This window comes from Undibacterium sp. GrIS 1.2 (assembly GCF_040544435.1).
Lineage (GTDB): Bacteria > Pseudomonadota > Gammaproteobacteria > Burkholderiales > Burkholderiaceae_D > Undibacterium.
The window spans coordinates 162,548-184,427 of record NZ_JBEONP010000002.1; the positions used below are offsets into that span (position 1 = coordinate 162,548).

Consider the following 21,880-nt stretch of genomic DNA (forward strand, 5'->3'; position numbering starts at 1 on the left):
TAATATACTCCCCATTATTTTTTATAAAAATACTCTATTGTCCAGTAAATCTATGGACAACTTAAATATACTAATATCCAGTATATTTAAGCTGCCTGTGTTTTGATTGCTCGTAGGAGAACTGTCTGGCGATTCATTTACCTAAAATATCGTCACAGGCATCACGCTTGCGCTGTTTAGTGCCGCTACCAGCTGCAACTTAGCGAGGACGATTTTGCGTAAGTCCCAAGTGTTGTGTCTGTCCTGCAAATAATCACCATGCTTGCACCGCTATCATGTACAAAGCGATAAGATTCACCTACACTAAACCAACGCAAGTTTAGATAGGTCATCACGATGGATATCGCTACAAGACAGGCCGCCCGCTTAGCTGAAAGCTTGCGCCACGGGCAAAACGAGCTGTTAGAAATGATCGCTCAGGGTGCGCCCTTAAAAGATACTTTGACTAAGTTGATGTATCTGATCGAAGGACAATCCGATGGAGTGCTGTGCTCAGTCTTGTTGTTGGATGATGATGGTGTACATATCCGGATGGGCGCGGGACCGAATTTGCCGCCAGAATATATGAGGGCTTTAGACGGACAAGAAATTGGCCCTGCTGTCGGTTCTTGCGGCACCGCGATGTACCTCAAAGATACCGTCATCGTCAGCGATATTCTGATCGATCCTTTATGGGAACCTTACCGTCATTTTGCCGCACCGCATGGTTTGCGCGCCTGCTGGTCCAGCCCTATTTACCTGAACAAAAATAAGATCTTAGGCACCTTCGCCATGTACTACCGCGAAGTGCGAGTTCCAGACGCAGAAGACATTAAATTAATCGGCGTCGCTGCGCATCTGGCAGTAATCGCCATAGAACGCACCCGCCGTGAAGAAGAGCTAGAAATCCACCGCCATCATTTAACCGAGCTGGTCAATCAACGCACCACCGAGTTATCCGCAGCAAAAGAAAAAGCCGAAGCCAGTAATCTGGCTTTGAGCGTAGTCAATCTGGAACTCGCCAGCGCCTTACATAATCTGAACGTGACCCATGAAGAGTTAGTCCGGCGCGACAAGTTAGCCGCACTTGGCGCACTGGTGGCGGGCGTTGCGCATGAGCTGAATACGCCGATTGGCAATGGCTTAATGGTTGCGAGTACTTTGGCCGACCTCACCAGAGAATTTAGGCAATCCTATAGCGATGGCTTGAAGCGTTCTTCGTTAGAAACCTATATGGCAGAGGCCGCGCACGCCAGCGAAATCCTGCAACGTAACTTGCAACGTGCAGCTGATTTGGTGGTGAGTTTTAAACAGATTGCAGTCGACGGCGCTGATTATCAACGCAGCCAGTTTGCGCTGACACCGTTTATTGCCGAGACGATCTATCATTTATCGGCGATATTCAAAAAGCATCATGTTGATTTAAAAGTAGAGATTCCGCGTGGTTTGGAAATCAATACTTATCCCGGACTATTGAGTCAGGTCATCGTCAATATTTTGAATAATTCTCTGGTACATGCCTTTGTCGATGCAGAGCAAGACCAGCAGAAATTGCTGAACAAACAGCACAATCATATTCAGATTCACGCCAGCCTGGACGACGCTGGCTGGCTCAACTTAAGTATAAAAGATAATGGTATCGGCATTAGTCCAGCTCACCTGCCGCATATTTATGATCCATTTTTTACTACCAAACTAGGTGAGGGCAGCTCCGGCCTCGGTTTGCATATCACCCACAACATCGTCACCTCCTTATTGAACGGAAAAATTGATGTCGATAGCTCGGCTGAGAGTGGTACTTGTTTTACGATACGGTTTCCGTTGTAGCTAGCGGTCACGGAATATGAGAAGCTTAATTAAGTAAGCTCCTACTAAAGCTAATTCAGACAAGCGCTAATTCAGACAAACGCCTATAAAATTTCATGGCGACTAAAGTTAACGTTTAACTCGCCTAGATCGCCAAACTGAATAAAGATATCCTGATCCAGCGCCACTTCAAAACTCCCTGCGTAAGACCCGGTGATAATTGCCTGACCTGCTTGCAGACCTTGCCCTTGGCTGCGTAAATATTCTGCCAGCCAATACAAGGGCGCGCGCGGATGGGTATTCGGGTGGCGTCCTTCAAACTGTACTAGCGGCATCAAATTTTTGTCTTGCTGCAACCTGCTACTGACTTTAATCGCCATATCCGTAGTGATTTTTGCTTTGGCACTATCGACTTCAGGGCCAAGGAATAAACCTTGATTCAGCAAACCATCCGCCAAGTTTTCTACAAAACTGACTTCGTCAGGATTGGTATAACGGCTATCAATCAACTCCAATGCGATGTGGGTACGAATGATCGCCGCATCGACCTCTGCAGCCTCATAAGGTGTATCGCGCGCAGGCAAATCACAACCTAGAATAAAAGCAAGTTCAGGCTCAATTTTTACATGCCCTGCACGTGACCAGACCGGGCATGCAGCGATAGGATCGCTATAAATAGTTTTGCTATAAATCGGCGCTAATATGACGCGAACCACGCGATCATCAGCAGCTATTCCACATTTCCAAGCACCAGTATGGTCACCCATTTGAGCCGACACCGCAGCCTGAATTGCCAATCCTGCCGCACTGTTCATCTGGTGAAAACTAGGCGGCAAGCGCTCACCTTGTACGCCTGACTGACGGCGTGTTACCAAGATCGTCGCTGCTTGCAAAATCAGCTCTGGGGCTATATTACTTACTACGGCAGATGAGAGAGACATGACGAATCCAGAAAATATTGAGAGACAATAACAAAAATTTTATTTGAACAAAAAAGTAATTCGTGTGAAAAATAATTCGTAAAAAACGAATAGCGCAGTAAAAAAAATACAACACACCCTGACTTTACATGGCACGTCGATAAAGTCTAACTCCTAATTCATCAAGTCGTAATAAACAAAACGTAATCTGCACCGCGATTGCTTTATTTATTTCTTTTTCAACGATCGCAGTGTGGTGTCCGATTATGGTCGACATCATAGTGTCACCATGGGCTTTAATATGAAAATTAATTCTACGAAAACAGCGCGCAAGAAAAACTTCAGCTCAAATCAGTTAGGCTCACGCAAAATACTTGCGGCCTCCCTTAGCTATGCATTTTTCGCCTTAGCATTTGCTCAGCCGGCAATGGCGCAGAGCAAAGCGGTAGCGATGGATGAAGCACAAAAAAATATAGTAATCGATTCAGCTAATGCCTCTGATAGCGCAAGTTCCGTAGCAGACTCCGCGACCACCGGTGCGCAGACCGTGGTGATTTCATCTCAGACGACTCGCTCCTCTGTATCGGTACGTGGTCTGGAAATTCAAAAAATATTGGCAGGTACTAATCCTGTAAAAGCATTGCAAACGCTGCCGGGTGTGAATTTTCAAACTGCCGACCCTTGGGGCAATAACGAACAAAATTTAACGCTGTTTATCCACGGCTTTAGTGGCCAGCAGCTTGGTTACACCATGGATGGCGTACCTTTAGGCGATCAGCAATATGGTAACTACAATGGTCTTTCGCCACAGCGTGCAGTAATTAGCGAGAACGTCCGTAATGTTATTTTATCTTCTGGCGCAGGTGATCTGGCCACTGCATCAACCAGTAACTTAGGTGGAACGATAGAGACGTTTTCTAGCGATCCCTTGGCACAGCGTCGTACCAGCTTAGAGCAAACTTTTGGTAGCTATAGCACATCCCGTACCTTTGCCCGTTTTGATACAGGCTTGTTTGGTAATGGCAATTCTGCGTATATCGCTTTGATGCGTCAGGATGCAAAGGCATGGGATTTTAACGGCAAGCAGGGCGGTAATCAGTTGAACGCAAAATTCGTTCATGACACTGCACCCGGCAAGCTAACGCTCTATTTTAATTACAACGATAAGACTGAGCCAAACGAAGATAGCACAGTGCATGTCGCTGGCGAAACCAGTGCACCTTACACTCGTCCTTTCTTATATCCTGACTTTGCAACAGCACTCAAATACTTATCGCCTACCGGTGCAACGCCGGCGGCAGACGGGTCTAATTACCGTAACTACTACAGCGATGCACAACGGACTGATTATTTGGCCTACGCAAAATATGACGCCAATTTAAATGAAACTACCAAGTGGTCAAATCAGGTGTATTTTCATAAGGACGATGGTGCTGGTGTAGTCGCAGGTCCGATAGGCGCAGCGGGTTTGCCAGCGCTGTTTAGTGTGTATTTCCCGAATCAAGATCTGAAGCAAATCTTTGGTAATTCTGGCTATGCAACCCGTACTACCGAATACAAAATTGATCGCGGCGGTCTGATCTCTAATTTGCGTAAAGAATGGGGTAATCATCAGATCGAAGTAGGTGGCTGGTGGGAGCACAATAAATCGTCAGCATTCCGTCGTTGGTACGCCCTAGATGTGAACAATCCAAGCTCGCCTTACGATAGACCAAGCAATCCTCTGATTACACAATATGGTAGCGAGATCGATAACAATGTTGTACAGCTACATTTGCAAGATGAGTGGAGTGTGCAGCCAGATTTGACGGTACAGGTAGGGTTTAAGTCGAGCCTGCAGTTTGCAAAAGGTACGTTCCCGGTACAACCAGCAATTGGTGCAATTTCAGGCGGCTCCAAGGCATTACCAGAAGGTGAGATCATTACCCGTAAATGGTTTTTGCCGCAAATTGGTGTGCGCTGGGACTTATCCTCACGTGATCAGTTATTCGCTAATATCCAGCAAAATTTAAGACAGTTTGTGACTTATGGTGGCGGTGGCGCATCACCTTGGAGTCTGGCTAGTCAATCAGGATTTGATCTTTTTAAGAGTACCGCAAAGCCAGAAACTTCAGTCACATATGAGGTCGGTATGCGCAGCAGTCGTGATCTGAATTTGGGTGCGTTGAATAAAATCGATGGTCAGGTCAATTTGTATTACGTTGATTTTAGTAATCGCTTATTGCAAATTAGCCCGACGCCAGTGATCTCTTCTATTATCGGTGGCAATCCAATTTTGGCGAACGTCGGTAGCGTACAAACTACCGGTATTGATATAGCAGGGACTTTGCATTTTGGACGTAATTTTTCTTTTTACAATGCCTTGTCCTATAACCGTTCGGTGTATTCGGATAACTACAATAATGGTGCCGCGATAGTGGCGACATCCGGAAAAAAAGTACCTGGCAGCCCTGACTGGATGAACAAGTTTGTCGCTACGGCGACTGAAGGTGATTTTGAGGTGCAGCTGATCGGTGAATACATAGGCAAACGTTACGCTACATATACCAATGATTTATCCGTGCCTGGTTATTTTATGGCTAGCTTAGCCTTAAGTGCCAAACTACCGATGCTTGATAATGCTTTTCTAAAAAATACCAAAGTCAGGTTGAATATTACTAATCTGAACCAGCAAACCGGCGCGTCTGTGGTAGTGGTTGGTGCTGCATCAGGCACTTACAACACCTTCCCGATTGCACCGCGTCAGTTCTTTGTGACGCTCGGTACTAATTTTTAATTTCTAATTCATATTGAATTTTTGAGGACGATTTACATGACATTCAATCGTAGAAATTTTGTCAAAACAACGCTGGGTCGCGTCGCCGCAATTAGTTTGATAGGTTTGATACCAATGCTTCCTGCCCTAGCTCAATCGGCTCAATTAGTTCAACCCACTTATGCGGCGACTAAGAGAGTTGAGGTATTCGCGCATCGTGGCGCCAGCGCATTGCGACCAGAGCATACCTTAGCGTCTTATGCCAGAGCGATTGCTGATGGGGCAGACTATATTGAGCCTGATCTGGTCATCACCAAGGATGGTGTTTTGGTAGCGCGGCATGAGGCAGATTTGACTGAGACGACCGACGTCGCTAAACACCCAGAGTTTGCCAGCAGACGCACAACCAAAACAATTGATAGTCAAATTCACACTGGTTGGTTTGTAGAAGACTTCAGCCTGGACGAATTAAAAACCTTGCGTGCAGTTGAACGTTTGCCAAAAGTACGACCTGCGAATACCTTGTATGACGGTATGTTCCAGATACCTACATGGGAAGAAATTATTGATTTTGTTGCTGCCCAATCCGCTACCAGCGGGCGTGTCATTGGTCTGGTACCGGAATTAAAAAGCTCCACCTATTTTGCAAAAATCGGCTTGCCTCTGGAAGACCGGTTTTTAAAAATAATCGATGCACATGAGTACACCAAGCACTGTCCGCTGGAGATTCAATCTTTTGAAATTGCTAATCTCAAATACTTGCGTAACAAGTTAGGCGCGCCCGCTAAGCGTGAAAATATCCGTCTGATGCAGTTAGTCGCCGAGGGCAATTATCGTCCTAGTGATGTAGTTGCCGCTGGCGGTGATCTGACATTTGGCAAGATGACTACGGCTGAAGGTATGCGTGCAATCGCGCTGTATGCTGATGTGGTCGCGCCACCAACGCGTGCGATTATTCCCTTATTAGCGGACGGACGACTTGGTACGTCAACTTCATTTGTCGCAGACGCGCATGCTGCAGGGTTGGTGGTGCATGTCTGGACTTTCCGTCCCGAGAATCGCTTTCTCGCGGCTGATTTTCGCAATGCTAACGGCGAGAATGCTCGTAATGAACTAGGTTCTGTCGCTGAGATGAAACGTTATATTGCAGCAGGGATTGATGGATTTTTTACGGATGACGCTGCACTAGGTCGTTTGGCGGTAGGGCCTTGATGTCAGTCGATCTATACTCGGTTTGATTTGATAAATTCGTATTTGATAAGTTCGTTATTTAAGAGTGATACAAAAAAGTCCCGCAAGATAATTTATCTTGCGGGACTTTTTATTTAAATACAATTCAGATGTCGATCTCAATTGCGGCTTTTACAAAAACATCACCTGCTATTTTATAAAAATCCTCGTCGTAAATTAATCAATCATGCTTTTGGTTGGTATTAAGTGTATTGGCTGGTAATACCCGTGCCGCTAATTTGGCATTGGTTTTTAGTAAATCAACTTCGTCACTCAAAATATGGACGGCTTCGTTGAGTAATACATCTTTAGCATTTTTTTGCTCTTTTTCTGCCGCAATATCAGCAGCGAGATTACGTTCGTTTGCTTGCAGACCGTCGTCTAATTGCGATTTAGTTTTGCCGGCAGTTTTTTTATCTGTGCCGTCGTTACTTTCTCGTGATTTGATTTTTGCCTCTAAAGTTTCTTTCTCTTTACGGCGTTCTACTTCATTCAAAGAGATCGTTTTTTTCTTACGTAGTGCCTGGACTTCAGCGATATCCTCTTGCAGATACTGGAAATCCTTGTCCTTTGCAATACGTGATTCATGACGCACTTCCAGCATTGGTAACAGATCAGTCAGATCACCGGTTGGCTTGTAATCAGCAGGTTTGATTTGCGTCCAAGGTAGTGCATTGTCATAGCTAGACTCACCGAAGCTCTCTGTATCTGTTCCGCTAGGGAAGCTGATATCTGGTGTCACACCACGCAATTGTGTTGTCCCTCCGTTGATACGGAAGAATTGAGCAATTGTCATTTTGAGTTCGCCAAATTTCGCTTTAGGATTTTGCGTTGCCTGATCCAGATTGACGATGGTTTGCACGGTACCTTTACCAAAACTACCTTCACCAATAATCACGCCACGGCCATAGTCCTGAATTGCGGCAGCAAAAATTTCCGATGCTGATGCTGAGCCACGATTAATCAACACGCCCAGAGGGCCGTCCCAGGTAAGGCCGGCGTTGGTGTCACTTTCTACGCTGATTTTGCCTTGTGCGTTCCGTTGCTGCACCACTGGGCCTTTATCAATGAATAGGCCTGTGAGTTCAATCGCTTCTGCTAAAGAGCCACCGCCGTTGTTACGCAAATCGATTAATACGCTATCGACCTTGGCTTTTTTTAGTTCTTCTAACAAAAGAGATACATCGCGTGTGGCACTTTTGAAATCTTTATCGCCTTTGATGCGAGCATCAAAATCCTGATAGAAAGTCGGTAAGGAGATTACCCCAATTTGTCGGGTAACACCGCCGCTTTGAATAGGAATAATCGATTTTTTGGCAGCCTGTTCTTCCAGTTTTATTTTGTCGCGTACCAAGGTCACCATCTGATGTTTGGCATCAAGGCTGGCATCGGCAGGGAGAATATCTAACACGACGATAGAGTCTTTTGCACCACGTATCAGCTTGACGACATCATCAATACGCCAGCCCACGACTTCTGTAATCGGACCAGTTTTACCTTGACCTACCCCGACAATTCTGTCGCCTACTTTTAGACGATTAGACATCGCTGCCGGGCCGCCCACAACCAGTTCACGCACGGTTGTATAGTCATCACGTTCTTGTAATACTGCACCAATGCCAACCAGCGACAGTTTCATCGAAATATCAAAATCTTCTGACGCACGTGGCCCAAGGTAATTGGTATGCGGCTCGATCGACATTGCATAGGCATCCATAAAAATCTGGAACGCATCTTCGCTCTTATATTTTTTTACACGTGCTAATGAGCTGGTGTAGCGTTTTTCTAAGGTATCGCGAATAGCTGCATCGTCCTTACCTGCAAGTTTTAAACGCAGCCAGTCATTCTTTACACGTTTGCGCCACAGATCACTTACTTCAGTTTCAGATTGCGGCCATGCAGCTTTTTCACGAGCGTAGGAGTAGCTTTCATTCTGAGTAAAATCAAAACCTTTTTTCAAAATTTCGCGTGCGTAAGTAAGACGATCAACTAAACGCTTTTCATACAAATTAAAAATCGCAAAAGGAATATTCAAGTTTTCCTGTTTGATTGCATCGTCTAATTGCGTGCGTGCAGCAGCAAATTGATTGATATCTGCTTGAGTAAAAAATAATTTTTCGGGATCGAGTGACTTTAGATAGCGATCAAAAATTTTGATCGACATCGCATCATCCAAGGGCGTCGCTTTGTAGTGGAAGCGGGTTAAAAAACCAGCACTTAAACTAGCTGCCTGCGCTTGCTGTGGCAATGGCATTAGCAGTTGGGTTGAAGAAGGATCTAAGGTATCGGCTTGCGTTGATGCTGCAAAGGCAAGCATTAAGCACAATAGTTTTTTCTTCATGTGGGGTTCTCCAAATCGTCGCTCTGAAATTTAGCTTTAAAAATTAGCTTTGAAAATTAACTCTGAATTTTTAGTGCAGAAAATATAGCGCATGCGCCACGATAACCACACTATATGATGTAACAAAATGTACGCGCTGTCTGATTGTTATTCTGTATTTGTCCGTACGGCGACATCTGCTTATTTCGACTAAAAAAGAACTAAATAGTTCGCATCAATCGGTCTCAGATTACCATTGTTTATTTTATCGTGAATTATCCGTCCTCTGAATCTGCCGATTTATTAAGACTTACACAAAACAAAAATACAATGGCCTAAGAGATGTCCCGGTACAGAGAATACATGGATGAAAATTTTCCTTCGCCTTTTCCGTATTTAACCGGCGAGATATTTTCTTGTATTTGCATCAGTCTGGTTGAGGCTGAACACGGTTAATCACTGCTGGATATCGTCGCTATATTACTTTGTGCCTGGTCGCTTGATTTACAATGCAATGCTTGTTTGTCCAACAATCTTATTCAATCTTATTTTTAGCGACTTCTATCTATGGCCAGACTTAGCCGCCTCGTTATTCCGCGACAATTGCATCATGTTATTCAGCATGGGAATAATCATCAGGCGATTTTTCGTGAGTCGGCTGATTACGTCGCTTTTCTGGCTTGGTTAGGCGAGGCTGCCAAACAGTTTGAAGTTGCCATCCATGCTTATGTTTTATTGCCAGATCATGTCCACTTGCTCGTTACGCCTGCTGATGAAGTGGGTTTGGGTAAGATGATGCAGTGGATCGGTCGTCACTATGTCCCTTATTACAATCGCAAATATGAGCGCACCGGCAGTTTGTGGCAAGGGCGGTATCGGGCGACGGTGATGGAGGCGGCCTTGTATTTTTTGCGCTGCTCTTTGTCTATAGAAAGTAATCCAGTTCGTAGCAAATTGGTGGCCGATGCGCAGGAATATCCTTGGTCTAGCTTCCAGCACCATATTGGTTTGAAAATTGATCCCTTAATTACCGATCATCCTTTGTATTGGAGTTTGGGGAATACGCCGTTTCAACGCGAAGCCGCGTATCGGGACATGATGCAGCAGCCTTTGTTGAGTTCAGAATTGAATTCAATGATGGATGCAACACTCAAAGGCTGGCTAATCGGCACTGAACAATTTAAAGCGGACATGACAAAATTCACCGAGCGCCGGGTGGAGCCGATGAAGCGTGGGCGACCCCGAAAAGCGCTGTTTGGCATCTAAGGTGGCAGCTAATTTGTCAACTAACCGAGTTTAAATTTTCTCTCTACTTAATGCCTTTTTCCCATTCATATCAATATACTCCCCCATAATTCTGTGAAAAATGGCGTATTGTCCAATGATTCTATGGACAACTAATATATACATATGGGGAGTAATTTAAATAGGTATTTCTATAAGCTTAGAATTCGCCCGTATTTTATCGTCTGAAATCTAGCTCACTCGTGGGCGAATGTTGTCTCTCGACTTATTCGTGCCAGCAAACGCATTCTTTAAATCGAATTCCATCTGTTTATGAGAACCGTAAAATGGCGCTTATTTAACTATGTCCCCAATTAAAATTTATCGGATTTAATTTTAATTTATTTTGACACTGACCCTAAATATTGTTATTGATGTTTCTGTTGCGCTGCACTACTCTACGATTCAACCTTAATTTTAAGTGGAGAATTATGATGCAAGCGCAAGGCCTGTACGACCCAGCAAATGAACATGACGCCTGCGGTGTAGGCTTTGTGGCACACATCAAAGGCAAAAAATCCCACGCAATTGTGGAGCAAGGTTTGCTGATTCTTAAAAATCTGGACCATCGTGGCGCAGTCGGTGCCGATAAACTGATGGGTGACGGCGCCGGTGTGCTGATCCAAATTCCTGATCAATACTTCCGCGAAGAAATGAGCAAGCAGGGCATAGACTTGCCGCCGCCGGGTGAATATGGCGTCGGTATGATCTTTTTACCGAAAGAACACGCCTCACGTCTGGCATGCCAGCAAGAGATTGAGCGCGCCGTGCGAGCCGAAGGCCAGGTTGTTCTGGGCTGGCGCGATGTGCCGGTCGATACAGACATGCCGATGTCGCCATTAGTCCGCGAAAAAGAACCTGTGATACGCCAGATTTTTATCGGTCGTGGTGCAGATATCATGGTGACCGATGCGCTGGAACGTAAGTTATACGTCATCCGCAAGTCGGCAGTACACGCGATCGAAGCGTTGAAGCTGCTGCACGGCAAAGAATATTTTGTGCCGTCGATGTCGGCGCGCACCATCGTCTACAAGGGTTTGTTGCTGGCCGATCAGGTCGGTGTCTACTACAAAGACTTGCAAGATCCGCGCTGCGTTTCTGCATTGGCGCTGGTGCATCAGCGTTTCTCAACCAATACATTTCCAGAGTGGCCATTGGCTCACCCGTACCGCATGATTGCGCATAATGGTGAGATCAACACGGTCAAAGGTAATTTCAACTGGATGCGCGCACGCGAAGGCGTGATGAAATCCGCAGTACTAGGCGATGATTTACAAAAATTGTATCCGCTGATTTTTGAAGGTCAATCCGACACTGCCAGCTTCGATAACGCGCTGGAACTCTTAGTCATGGCTGGCTACCCGATCGCCCAGGCAATGATGATGATGATCCCTGAAGCTTGGGAAAATCACACCATGATGGACGACAATCGCCGCGCATTCTACGAATACCACGCTGCGATGATGGAGCCATGGGATGGTCCCGCTGCGATGGCATTTACCGATGGCCGCCAGATTGGTGGCACCTTGGACCGCAACGGTTTGCGCCCGGCGCGCTACATCGTGACGGATGATGATCTGGTAGTAATGGCGTCGGAATCCGGCGTATTGCCGATTCCTGAATCTAAAATCATCAAAAAATGGCGCCTGCAACCGGGCAAAATGTTTTTGATCGATCTGGATGCTGGCCGCATCATCGACGACAAAGAAATCAAAGATACCTACTCCAATGCCAAGCCATACAAGCAATGGATTCAGTCTGTGCGTATCAAACTCAACGCACTAAAAGCGGAGCAAGCAGTAGAGCCATCCAGCGCGACTTTGCTTGATCAGCAGCAGGCATTTGGCTATACACAAGAAGATTTAAAATTCTTGATGGCGCCAATGGCAACCAGTGCTGAAGAAGCGATTGGCTCCATGGGCAATGACTCATCGCTGGCGGTGATGTCAAATAAATTGAAGCCTTTGTATAACTACTTTAAGCAGTTATTCGCGCAAGTCACCAATCCACCTATCGATCCGATTCGTGAAGCGATGGTCATGTCGCTGGTATCGTTTATCGGCCCTAAACCTAACCTGCTGGACACCAACAACATCAATCCTCCGATGCGTTTGGAGGTATCGCAGCCAGTGCTGGATTTTGCCGATATTGCCAAGCTGCGTAATATTAGCGCCAACACCGGTGGCAAATTCAAGTCCTATGAACTAGATATCTGCTATCCGGTCGCATGGGGTAAAGACGGGATCGAAGCACGTCTGGCATCGATTTGTGCCGAAGTCGTCGATGCGGTCAAATCCGGTCATAACATTATGATCATCACCGACCGCAAGATGGATGCGAACAACGTCGCTATTCCTGCGCTGTTAGCAACTTCGACCGTGCATCAGCATCTGGTCAGTCGCGGTATGCGCACCATCACTGGCTTGGTGGTTGAAACTGGTTCTGCTCGCGAGACACATCACTTCGCCTTACTGGCAGGTTATGGCGCAGAAGCAGTGCATCCGTATTTGGCAATGCAAACACTTGCGGCAATGGCAAAAGATTTGCCAGGTGATTTGTCCGCAGAAAAAGCGATGTACAACTACACCAAGGCAATCGGCAAAGGCTTGATGAAAGTCATGTCCAAGATGGGTATTTCTACCTATATGTCGTATTGCGGCGCACAGATTTTTGAAGCGATAGGCTTGAATAAATCATTGGTCGACAAATACTTCAAAGGCACTGCCTCCAATGTGGAAGGGATCGGCGTATTTGAAGTCGCTGAAGAAGCATTACGTCTGCACAGTCTGGCGTTTGGTAATGATCCGGTATTGGCAAATGCTTTGGATGCAGGCGGCGAATACGCCTTCCGTATTCGCGGTGAAGACCATATGTGGACGCCGGACGCGATTGCTAAATTACAGCATTCAACCCGGACTAATAACTATAATTCCTACAAAGAATACGCTCAGATCATCAACGACCAATCTAAGCGTCACATGACCTTACGTGGTTTGTTTGAGTTCAAAATTGATCCTGCTAAAGCGATCCCGCTGGATCAGGTAGAGCCAGCCAAAGAAATTGTCAAACGCTTTGCGACTGGCGCCATGTCTCTGGGTTCTATCAGTACAGAAGCCCACGCAACCTTAGCAATTGCGATGAATCGTATTGGCGGAAAGTCGAACACAGGCGAAGGAGGGGAAGATCCTGCGCGTTATCAGCAAGAATTAAAAGGGATACCGATCAAGCAAGGCGACACCTTGGCATCGATTGTTGGTAAAGCCAATATCGAAGTTGATATGCCCTTGTTGCCAGGAGACTCTTTACGCTCCCGCATCAAGCAGGTGGCATCAGGTCGATTTGGTGTGACGACGGAATACCTGATTTCTGCTGATCAGATTCAGATCAAGATGGCACAAGGCGCCAAGCCGGGTGAGGGTGGTCAATTACCTGGGCATAAGGTATCGGAATATATCGCAAAACTGCGTTTTTCTGTGCCGGGTGTCGGCCTGATTTCCCCGCCGCCGCATCATGATATTTACTCGATTGAAGATCTGGCGCAGCTGATTCATGATTTAAAAAACGCGAATCCTAAAGCCTCAATATCTGTGAAATTGGTATCCGAAGTCGGCGTTGGTACTGTTGCCGCGGGTGTCTCTAAAGCCAAGGCCGATCATCTGGTGATTGCGGGACATGATGGCGGAACCGGCGCATCACCTTTGTCGTCCGTTAAACATGCTGGTACACCATGGGAGTTAGGTCTTTCCGAAACTCAGCAAACTCTGGTCCTGAATGGCTTGCGCGGCCGTGTGCGTGTACAGGCAGATGGTCAGATGAAGACGGGGCGTGACGTGGTAATTGCCGCAATGTTGGGTGCGGATGAAATCGGTTTTGCGACTGCACCACTGGTAGTCGAAGGCTGCATCATGATGCGCAAATGTCATTTGAACACCTGCCCTGTTGGTGTTGCAACACAAGATCCGATTTTGCGCGCTAAGTTTTCCGGCAAGCCGGAATATGTCGTCAACTACTTCTTCTTCGTTGCAGAAGAAGTACGTCAGATCATGGCGCAGTTGGGCATCCGTACTTATGACGAGTTGATTGGCCGCGTTGATTTGCTGGATAAGTCAAAAGCGATTGGACACTGGAAAGCGAAGGGATTGGATTTCAGTCGTATTTTCTATCAACCGGATGTGCCTGTAGATACGCCGATCAAGCATGTTGATGTACAAGATCATGGCTTAGAAAACGCGCTCGATAACAAGCTTATTGCGCAAGCGAAAACAGCTTTAGATACTGGTGAAAAAGTCTCTTTCATTTCACCGATCAAAAATTTAAACCGTACCGTCGGTACCATGTTGTCCGGAGAAGTCGCTAAAAAATATGGTCATGCAGGATTGCCGGACGATACGATCCATATTCAATTGCAAGGCACAGCCGGTCAATCAGCCGGTGCGTTTTTGGCACATGGCGTGACACTGGATCTGGTCGGCGAAGGTAATGATTATGTCGGCAAAGGTTTGTCCGGCGGACGTATCATTATTCGGCCTAATACCGAGTTCCGAGGCTGGGCGGTAGATAACATCATCTGCGGCAACACCGTTTTATATGGTGCTATTTCTGGTGAGGCGTTTATCAATGGCGTCGCAGGCGAGCGTTTTGCGGTACGTAACTCTGGTGCGTTGGCCGTAGTTGAAGGTACTGGTGATCATGGATGCGAATATATGACTGGCGGCACCGTGATTGTGCTGGGTGACACGGGACGTAATTTTGCTGCCGGTATGTCGGGCGGTATTGCCTATGTCTATGATCCTGATGGCGAATTTGAAGCCAGATGTAATCTATCAATGGTCGCACTAGCACCAGTTTTGGCGGGCGATGTGCAGGCAGCGACGGTTGATCCATCGCTCTGGCATAGCCGTTTGCGCGGTGGTGAAGGCGAAACAGATGAGGCGATTTTGCGTCATATGATAGAGCGCCACTTCAAACATACAGGCAGTACACGGGCGCGTAATTTGCTGGATGACTGGGCGCGTGGTCGCTCTAAATTCGTCAAAGTATTCCCAACAGAATATAAACGCGCTTTGGCTGAAATGTATGTTGCAAAACAGGCGCTTAAAGCAAAAGACACGATCGCTGCTTAATCGTACCGCGTGTACCGAGCGCACGGGATCACTTTCATGCACTCCCGTGCCGATCTTTCAGCGCAGACAAGAGCATTATTGATAAGTTGGACAGGGCATCGCCCACATCAGAATTGAAGGAATAGACATGGGTAAAGTAACCGGCTTCATGGAATACCAGCGCTTACAAGAAGCGAGCGAAGCACCGCAATCACGTAAAAAGCACTACAAAGAATTTTTAGTTCATCTGAGCGATGATCAGGCAAAAATCCAGGGCGCTCGTTGCATGGATTGTGGCATCCCTTTTTGTAATAACGGGTGTCCAGTGAATAACATCATTCCAGACTGGAATGATCTGGTCTATACCGGAAATTATCAGCAGGCCCTAGAGACACTGCATTCCACTAATAATTTTCCGGAATTTACGGGTCGGATTTGTCCCGCGCCCTGCGAAACTGCATGCACCTTGGGCATCAATGATGCGCCAGTTGGAATTAAATCGATCGAGCATTTCATCATCGACAAGGGCTGGGAAAACGGTTGGGTCAAACCACAACCCGCAGCGATTAAAACTGGAAAGAAAGTGGCGATCGTCGGCTCCGGTCCTGCCGGTCTGGCTGCAGCGCAGCAACTTGCACGGGTCGGGCATGATGTGACCGTATTTGAAAAAAATGATCGTATTGGTGGTCTGCTGCGCTATGGTATTCCTGATTTTAAAATGGAAAAGACGCATATTGACCGTCGTGTAGAACAGATGCAGGCAGAGGGTGTGGTGTTCCGTACCAGCACTTTGGTTGGTAAAGATTTTCCTTCAACAGTCACCAACTGGTCGAAAGAAACAGTCTCACCAGAGCAGCTACAAAAAGAGTTTGATGCAGTCATCATCGCGGGTGGTGCTGAGACACCACGCGATTTGCCGGTGCCTGGCCGCGAGTTAAAGGGTGTGCATTTTGCGATGGATTTCTTGCCTTCACAAAATAAAGTGAACGCGGGTGATAAGGTCAAAGATCAGATCATGGCAAGCGCCAAGCATGTGGTTGTCATTGGTGGTGGCGATACCGGCTCAGACTGCGTCGGTACTTCTAACCGTCATGGTGCTAAGTCTGTTACCCAGTTTGAACTGATGCCGCAACCACCAGAAACAGAGAACAAGCCGCTGGTCTGGCCTTATTGGCCGATCAAAATGCGCACATCTTCTTCGCACGAAGAAGGTTGCGAACGTGATTGGGCGGTCGCGACTAAACGTTTAGAAGGAAAAAACGGCAAAGTAGAAAAGCTGATTGCTGTCCGTGTGGAGTGGAAAGACGGCAAGATGCAAGAAGTACCCGATTCTGAGTTTGAAATGAAGGCAGATCTAGTGCTGCTCGCAATGGGTTTTGTTTCACCGGTACAGCAAGTGCTGGACGCTTTCGGCGTAGAAAAAGATGCCCGCGGCAATGCCAGAGCAACGACCGACGGTGTTGATTGCTACAAGACTAACGTGGACAAAGTCTACGCCGCAGGGGATATGCGTCGCGGGCAATCGCTGGTGGTATGGGCGATCCGTGAAGGCCGTCAATGCGCTCGGGAAGTGGATGCCGCTTTGATGGGGGAGTCGGTATTGCCGCGTTAATTGGTAGTAACTTAATGGCAATTTAGTAGTAATTCCTAAAGTTAACGATTTACAAGCACCCCAAAAGTTCGATATCCATCGTGACTGTTTGGGGGTTACCTTGTTTTTGAAAAGTATTAAAACCGTCCAGGCTAAACGGCGCCAATGACAGTTTTTGTGTATTAGTCAACGATTTGACGTTAATGCATCGACTATAAAATAGTCTGCAATCAAATACGTCTGCTCTTCATATCCATTACATCTCTTACTTCTCGTTTATAAAAGTCTTGCCAAGGCTTTTTATCTTGATACAAAAATTATCTTATTTCGCTTTCGTTACATTTGATTTACATGATTTTGCAATGTGATCAATGTTAGTAGCCGCATTAAGCATAAATTTACGCAAGTTTTCATTAGGCGGTACAGCCAGAAATTGCATCTTATTTCTAGTTTAGGCCAAGTGAATTTTCGTAAAACCAGCAATGAAAATGGAGTGATAGATACATTGCTTAATTGCAAGTTAAATCGATACTCTAATGCTTTGTTTTGTTGTTTTCAGGTTTTTCTAATACTGATTTGTTGACATGGAATATGTAAAAATGTTTTCATCGAGAACTGGAATTTGATTTCATGTTGTTTCAAGATGTTTCAAGTTGTATCAGGTTCGGTGTCGTTTTGGCCGCAAGATTTAATACGGCGCCACAGTAACGCACTTTTAAATGTAACTAATGTAAAAGGGAAGACTATGAAGTTTCAATTGAAATTAATGCCGATGGTAATCGCCCATGTGATCGCTAGTGGTGCACTATCCGCTATGACCGCTTCAGTAGCGATGGCGCAAGAAACAACGGCCTCAGCAGATGCGCCACAGCGTATTACGATTACAGGTTCCGCGATTAGCCGCGCGAACAAAGAAACACCGAGTCCTGTGCAGGTTTTGAGTTCAGACGATTTGGCGAAATCAGGTTTTACGACAGTTCAAGAAGTACTCAATAACATTACATCTAATGGCGCAGGTGCATTGTCACAAGGCTTCGCAGGCGCATTTGCCGGTGGCGCCAGTGGTATTGCATTGCGCGGTTTGTCTGTAGGTGCAACCTTGGTCTTGATCGATGGTCACCGTATGGCGCCGTTCCCAGTTGGCGACGATGCGCAGCGTCAATTCGTCGATATTTCAAGCATCCCGTTTGATATGGTTGATCGTATTGAGGTACTTAAAGATGGTGCTTCCTCCATGTACGGTTCAGACGCGATCGCAGGCGTGGTCAACGTTATTTTGAAAAAATCTTACAAAGGTACTGCTGTTAGTGCTGAAGCCGGTGCTACACAGCATGGCGGCGGTCAAAATACCCACCTGACTTTGTCTCATGGTTTCGGTGATCTTGACACAGATGGCTACAATGCTTTTGGTAGCGTTGAATATCGCAAATCTGATCCAATTAAGGTTTCCCAGCGCTCAAACAATTTGTGGGCAAATGGTGACTGGACCTCACGTGGCGGTATCAATCAGAATCCAGGCGTACCTAATGCTGCCAATGCTGGCCGTACTGCAACCAATACACCATATTTCTATAACCAGACCGGTACTGGTGGTGCAACTAACCCAGCTAATTTTAGCTTTGCGACACCCGCTTGTGATTTTGCTAAATACAGCGCAGGCGCTTGCGCTGTAAGCAATACGTCCTCAAATATTTTAAGTGAAACTGAAAATCTCAATTTGTTGGCTGGCTTCACTAAAAAATTAGCTGGCGATTGGGAATTGAAACTCAAAGCATCAATGTTCAGCAGCGAAAACAAAAACAATCGCGGCTTACCTGCTACTTTTCCAGCGGGTTCATTTGCTGGTAGCACAACGCTGGTACCGGGTCAGGCGCCGCAAATTGTTAACGTAATCCCAAGTTTCTTGGTGCCTGCTAACTACCCTGGCAATCCTTATGGCAAAGCCGTTCGAATTTATGGTTATATCCCAGACGTTGATTCAAATGCCTCTGCAGATACAAAAACTAAATCGTATCGTCTGGCTAGTGATTTGTCTGGTTCCCTCGCTGGATGGGATGTTAACGCGTCTTTAGGTTACTCAAAAGTAGTTTCTGATACTGACTACTCTGGTTATATTAATCGTGCAGCACTTTATGCTGCGCTGACACGTGCAACTAACCCTTTCAAGATTACTGGTGGTAACACTGCCGAAGATATTGCTGCAATTTCACCGCATTTTTCTAAAGAAGCTACCTCCGAGTTGGCCTTTGCTGAATTGCGTTTTGGTCGCGAATTGATGGCGTTGCCAGGCGGAGCGTTGGGATTGTCTACTGGTCTGAGTTTTGTGCATAAGAAAATTGATTCACCATCCGCGCTGCTGTTGCAAAACGGAACTGTTGGTAACGGTGGAGCGTACTCTTTTGGTAAAGAAAATAACACCGCCGCATTTTTCGAATTAGTTGCGCCAGTCCTGAAAAATCTGGAACTAGATGTATCAGGTCGTTTCGATCATTTTGATACTTACGGTAATTCATCAACGCCAAAAGTGGGCTTCAAATTTACGCCTCATCAAATGATCACTGTGCGTGGTACATATTCGCAAGGATTCCGCGCTCCTAATGCGGCAGAGAATGGTACTGCTGGAGCATTCTTCTCATCCGGTGCGGTTAATGACCCAATTTTGTGTGCTGATGGAAATCCAAAGACTAAAGGTAACGTTGTTGCAGCTTGCGGCGTACAACCCGCTTATGTACAAACCACGACCAAAGATCTGCAACCTGAGAAATCGACTTCAGCAACGTTTGGTCTGATTATCGAGCCAATTAAAGGCTGGGCAACGACGATCGATTACTACCAGGTTGAAATTAAGAACCAAGTCAACACAGCGTCCTTGTTACCAGGTTTCGTTCCTAATTTCGTTCGCTCAACACCATTGGAAACAGCGATTGCTGATGGTAATGGCGGAACTGTTCTTGCAGTACCTCCTGTCGGTCAGATTGCTTATGCAACATCTGGTTATGTTAACGTTGGTAGCACTAAGACAACTGGCATCGATCTGGATACATCATATAAATTTAAACTTGATTCGTACGGTGATGTAAAGGTCGGTTTGCAGTTCTCCCATATGTTCAGCTATCAACTGACATTCCTTGATAAGACGTATGAACTTGCAGGTACTCATGGTCCATCAGGTGTCAGTGGTAATACTGGTAATCCTAAAAACCGCGCACAGTTGACTGTCAGTTACGACAAGGGTCCTTTGAACGTGACGACTGCTCTTAACTGGGTAGGTAGTTTCTCAGCACTCGACCCATCAGTCGATGGCAACAGCTGTGCAACTGCTGCACGTGATGTCGGTGGCCGTAACTATTTCTTCGGAAAAACTCAGCCAGATAGCTTCTGTACGATTGCATCGTTCTTGTCTACTAACATGACAGCAACTTATAAGTTGACCAAGAACTGGACAGTACACGGTACAGTGTTGAACATGTTTGATCGTCAACCACCTATCGATGCATCAACATACGGTAACGCTGGTAATGTACTCGGCTACAATGCAACCTTGCATCAAGCAGGCGCAATTGGTCGTGCATTCAACATTGGCGCAGCTTATACGTTCTAAGTTGTAAGTCATTTGATCACTATCCTGCTTCAGGATAAGTGATACAAGGGAGGGAGGGCTTTTGCCTTCTCTCCCTTTTTTCTTAATGGATTAAAACCAGATTTTCACTACATAGTGATCACTTTATAGAATTGTAAGTGACATGCGGTGCGCCTAATCGATGGGTAGTATGGCCGACCCGTGAAGTCTGTTATGGCGCAACCGAAGTTGATAGTACTTTGATGCGGGAGTCGTTATTGCCACGTTAATTCCCATTAATCCCTCTTGATTGAGATTCATAAGCTAACTGTATCAACGCAGACACAGATGTCGTGTTGGTAATAATAAAAAATAATAGACATATTTGCAAATATAGCGGTACTGCGCTACATTGGATTCATAGATTTTTCCCATCGGTAATGCATCTGTTTTATTTAAAAAAAACAGTACTTTTCGATAGCTAAGCAAGCTTGCCAGTGTTCGTGATTTTGAGATTATTGATAAAGATTCAATATACTCCCCCTTTATTTTTTTGAAATATGCCTTAATGTCCAATGATTATATGGACAAATTAAATATACTCATGACAGTATTAATTTGAGCTTTGTGTTTGTCCTATACACCAAGAAAGGTGTGCGATATGGATTCACTACTAAGTTGGATTATCACTAGCGAGTTTATGCCGCACGGTCATTGTTATTTATGGACGCCATCCTTGCTTTGGCTCTACGTCGCGTCCGATACGCTGACTGGGATTTCTTACTACTCCATCCCCCTTGCACTGATCTTTTTTGTTCGCAGACGGCATGATCTGGAATTTAACTGGATCTTCATTATGTTTTCCGCATTTATCTTTGCCTGCGGAACGACTCATTTGATTTCCATTTTAACGATATGGGAGCCGGCTTATTGGCTTGATGCCTCGGTCAAAGGATTTACCGCTGTGTTGTCGGTGGTGACTGCAGTGATGCTATGGCGCTTAATGCCAACCGCACTCAAAATTCCTAGCACTACTTTACTCAACGAAACGATTAAAAAGCTAGAGTCAGAAGTAGCTCGCAGAGGTCTGGCCGAGAGAAATCTGACTCAACTCAACAAAGAGCTGGATGCGCAAGTCATCGCGCGTACCCAGAAATTAACTGAAACAAATGAGATGCTTCTCCTGACGCAACAAAATCTTGAGAAAAAAATACAAGAAGTCACCGTCATCAATCAAGAGAGGTTCTTGCAAAACGAAACACCGGAGAGTAATTTTATTGCGAGAAGCGCAAAATAGATGAGAAAGGAGCGGCCATTTCTGGCAAGATGAAAGT

10 protein-coding genes are annotated in these 21,880 nt (G+C 45.9%); 8 read left to right on the forward strand and 2 right to left on the reverse strand.

Annotation, left to right across the window (positions count from 1 at the left end):
* Positions 1–336 precede the first annotated feature (336 nt).
* Positions 337–1,806, forward strand: a complete 1,470-nt coding sequence (locus AAKU61_RS01730; RefSeq protein ID WP_354329086.1) for a GAF domain-containing sensor histidine kinase — start codon at positions 337–339, stop codon at positions 1,804–1,806.
* Positions 1,807–1,889: 83 nt separating this feature from the next.
* Here the strand turns inward: AAKU61_RS01730 and AAKU61_RS01735 are convergent, their stop codons facing one another.
* Positions 1,890–2,726, reverse strand: coding sequence for a hypothetical protein (locus AAKU61_RS01735; RefSeq protein WP_354329088.1), 837 nt, complete (start codon positions 2,724–2,726; stop codon positions 1,890–1,892).
* 280 nt (positions 2,727–3,006) lie between these two features.
* Between AAKU61_RS01735 and AAKU61_RS01740 the strand changes: the two genes are divergently transcribed.
* Together AAKU61_RS01740 and AAKU61_RS01745 are read left to right on the forward strand one after the other, a co-directional pair.
* Positions 3,007–5,481, forward strand: a complete 2,475-nt coding sequence (locus AAKU61_RS01740; RefSeq protein ID WP_354329090.1) for a TonB-dependent receptor — start codon at positions 3,007–3,009, stop codon at positions 5,479–5,481.
* Positions 5,482–5,517: 36 nt separating this feature from the next.
* Positions 5,518–6,672, forward strand: a complete 1,155-nt coding sequence (locus AAKU61_RS01745) for a glycerophosphodiester phosphodiesterase (protein ID WP_354329092.1) — start codon at positions 5,518–5,520, stop codon at positions 6,670–6,672.
* 199 nt (positions 6,673–6,871) lie between these two features.
* Here the strand turns inward: AAKU61_RS01745 and AAKU61_RS01750 are convergent, their stop codons facing one another.
* Positions 6,872–9,031, reverse strand: coding sequence for a carboxy terminal-processing peptidase (locus tag AAKU61_RS01750; protein ID WP_354329094.1), 2,160 nt, complete (start codon positions 9,029–9,031; stop codon positions 6,872–6,874).
* Positions 9,032–9,577: 546 nt separating this feature from the next.
* Between AAKU61_RS01750 and AAKU61_RS01755 the strand changes: the two genes are divergently transcribed.
* From AAKU61_RS01755 to AAKU61_RS01775, 5 genes are all read left to right on the forward strand, one after another.
* On the forward strand, positions 9,578–10,276 hold the full coding sequence (locus tag AAKU61_RS01755; protein WP_354329096.1) for a transposase: 699 nt from the start codon (positions 9,578–9,580) through the stop codon (positions 10,274–10,276).
* Between the two features lie 452 nt (positions 10,277–10,728).
* Positions 10,729–15,417 carry a glutamate synthase-related protein gene (locus AAKU61_RS01760; RefSeq protein ID WP_354329098.1) on the forward strand — a complete coding sequence of 1,563 codons (4,689 nt, stop codon included), beginning with the start codon at positions 10,729–10,731 and terminating at the stop codon, positions 15,415–15,417.
* Positions 15,418–15,544: 127 nt separating this feature from the next.
* Positions 15,545–17,008, forward strand: a complete 1,464-nt coding sequence (locus AAKU61_RS01765; protein WP_354329100.1) for a glutamate synthase subunit beta — start codon at positions 15,545–15,547, stop codon at positions 17,006–17,008.
* A gap of 724 nt (positions 17,009–17,732) precedes the next feature.
* Positions 17,733–20,588 (forward strand): TonB-dependent receptor domain-containing protein, encoded by a 2,856-nt coding sequence (locus AAKU61_RS01770; RefSeq protein ID WP_354329102.1) that lies wholly within the window; start codon positions 17,733–17,735, stop codon positions 20,586–20,588.
* 619 nt (positions 20,589–21,207) lie between these two features.
* Positions 21,208–21,843: a hypothetical protein gene (locus tag AAKU61_RS01775; protein WP_354329104.1), complete on the forward strand. Its 636-nt coding sequence runs from the start codon at positions 21,208–21,210 to the stop codon at positions 21,841–21,843.
* Positions 21,844–21,880 lie beyond the last annotated feature (37 nt).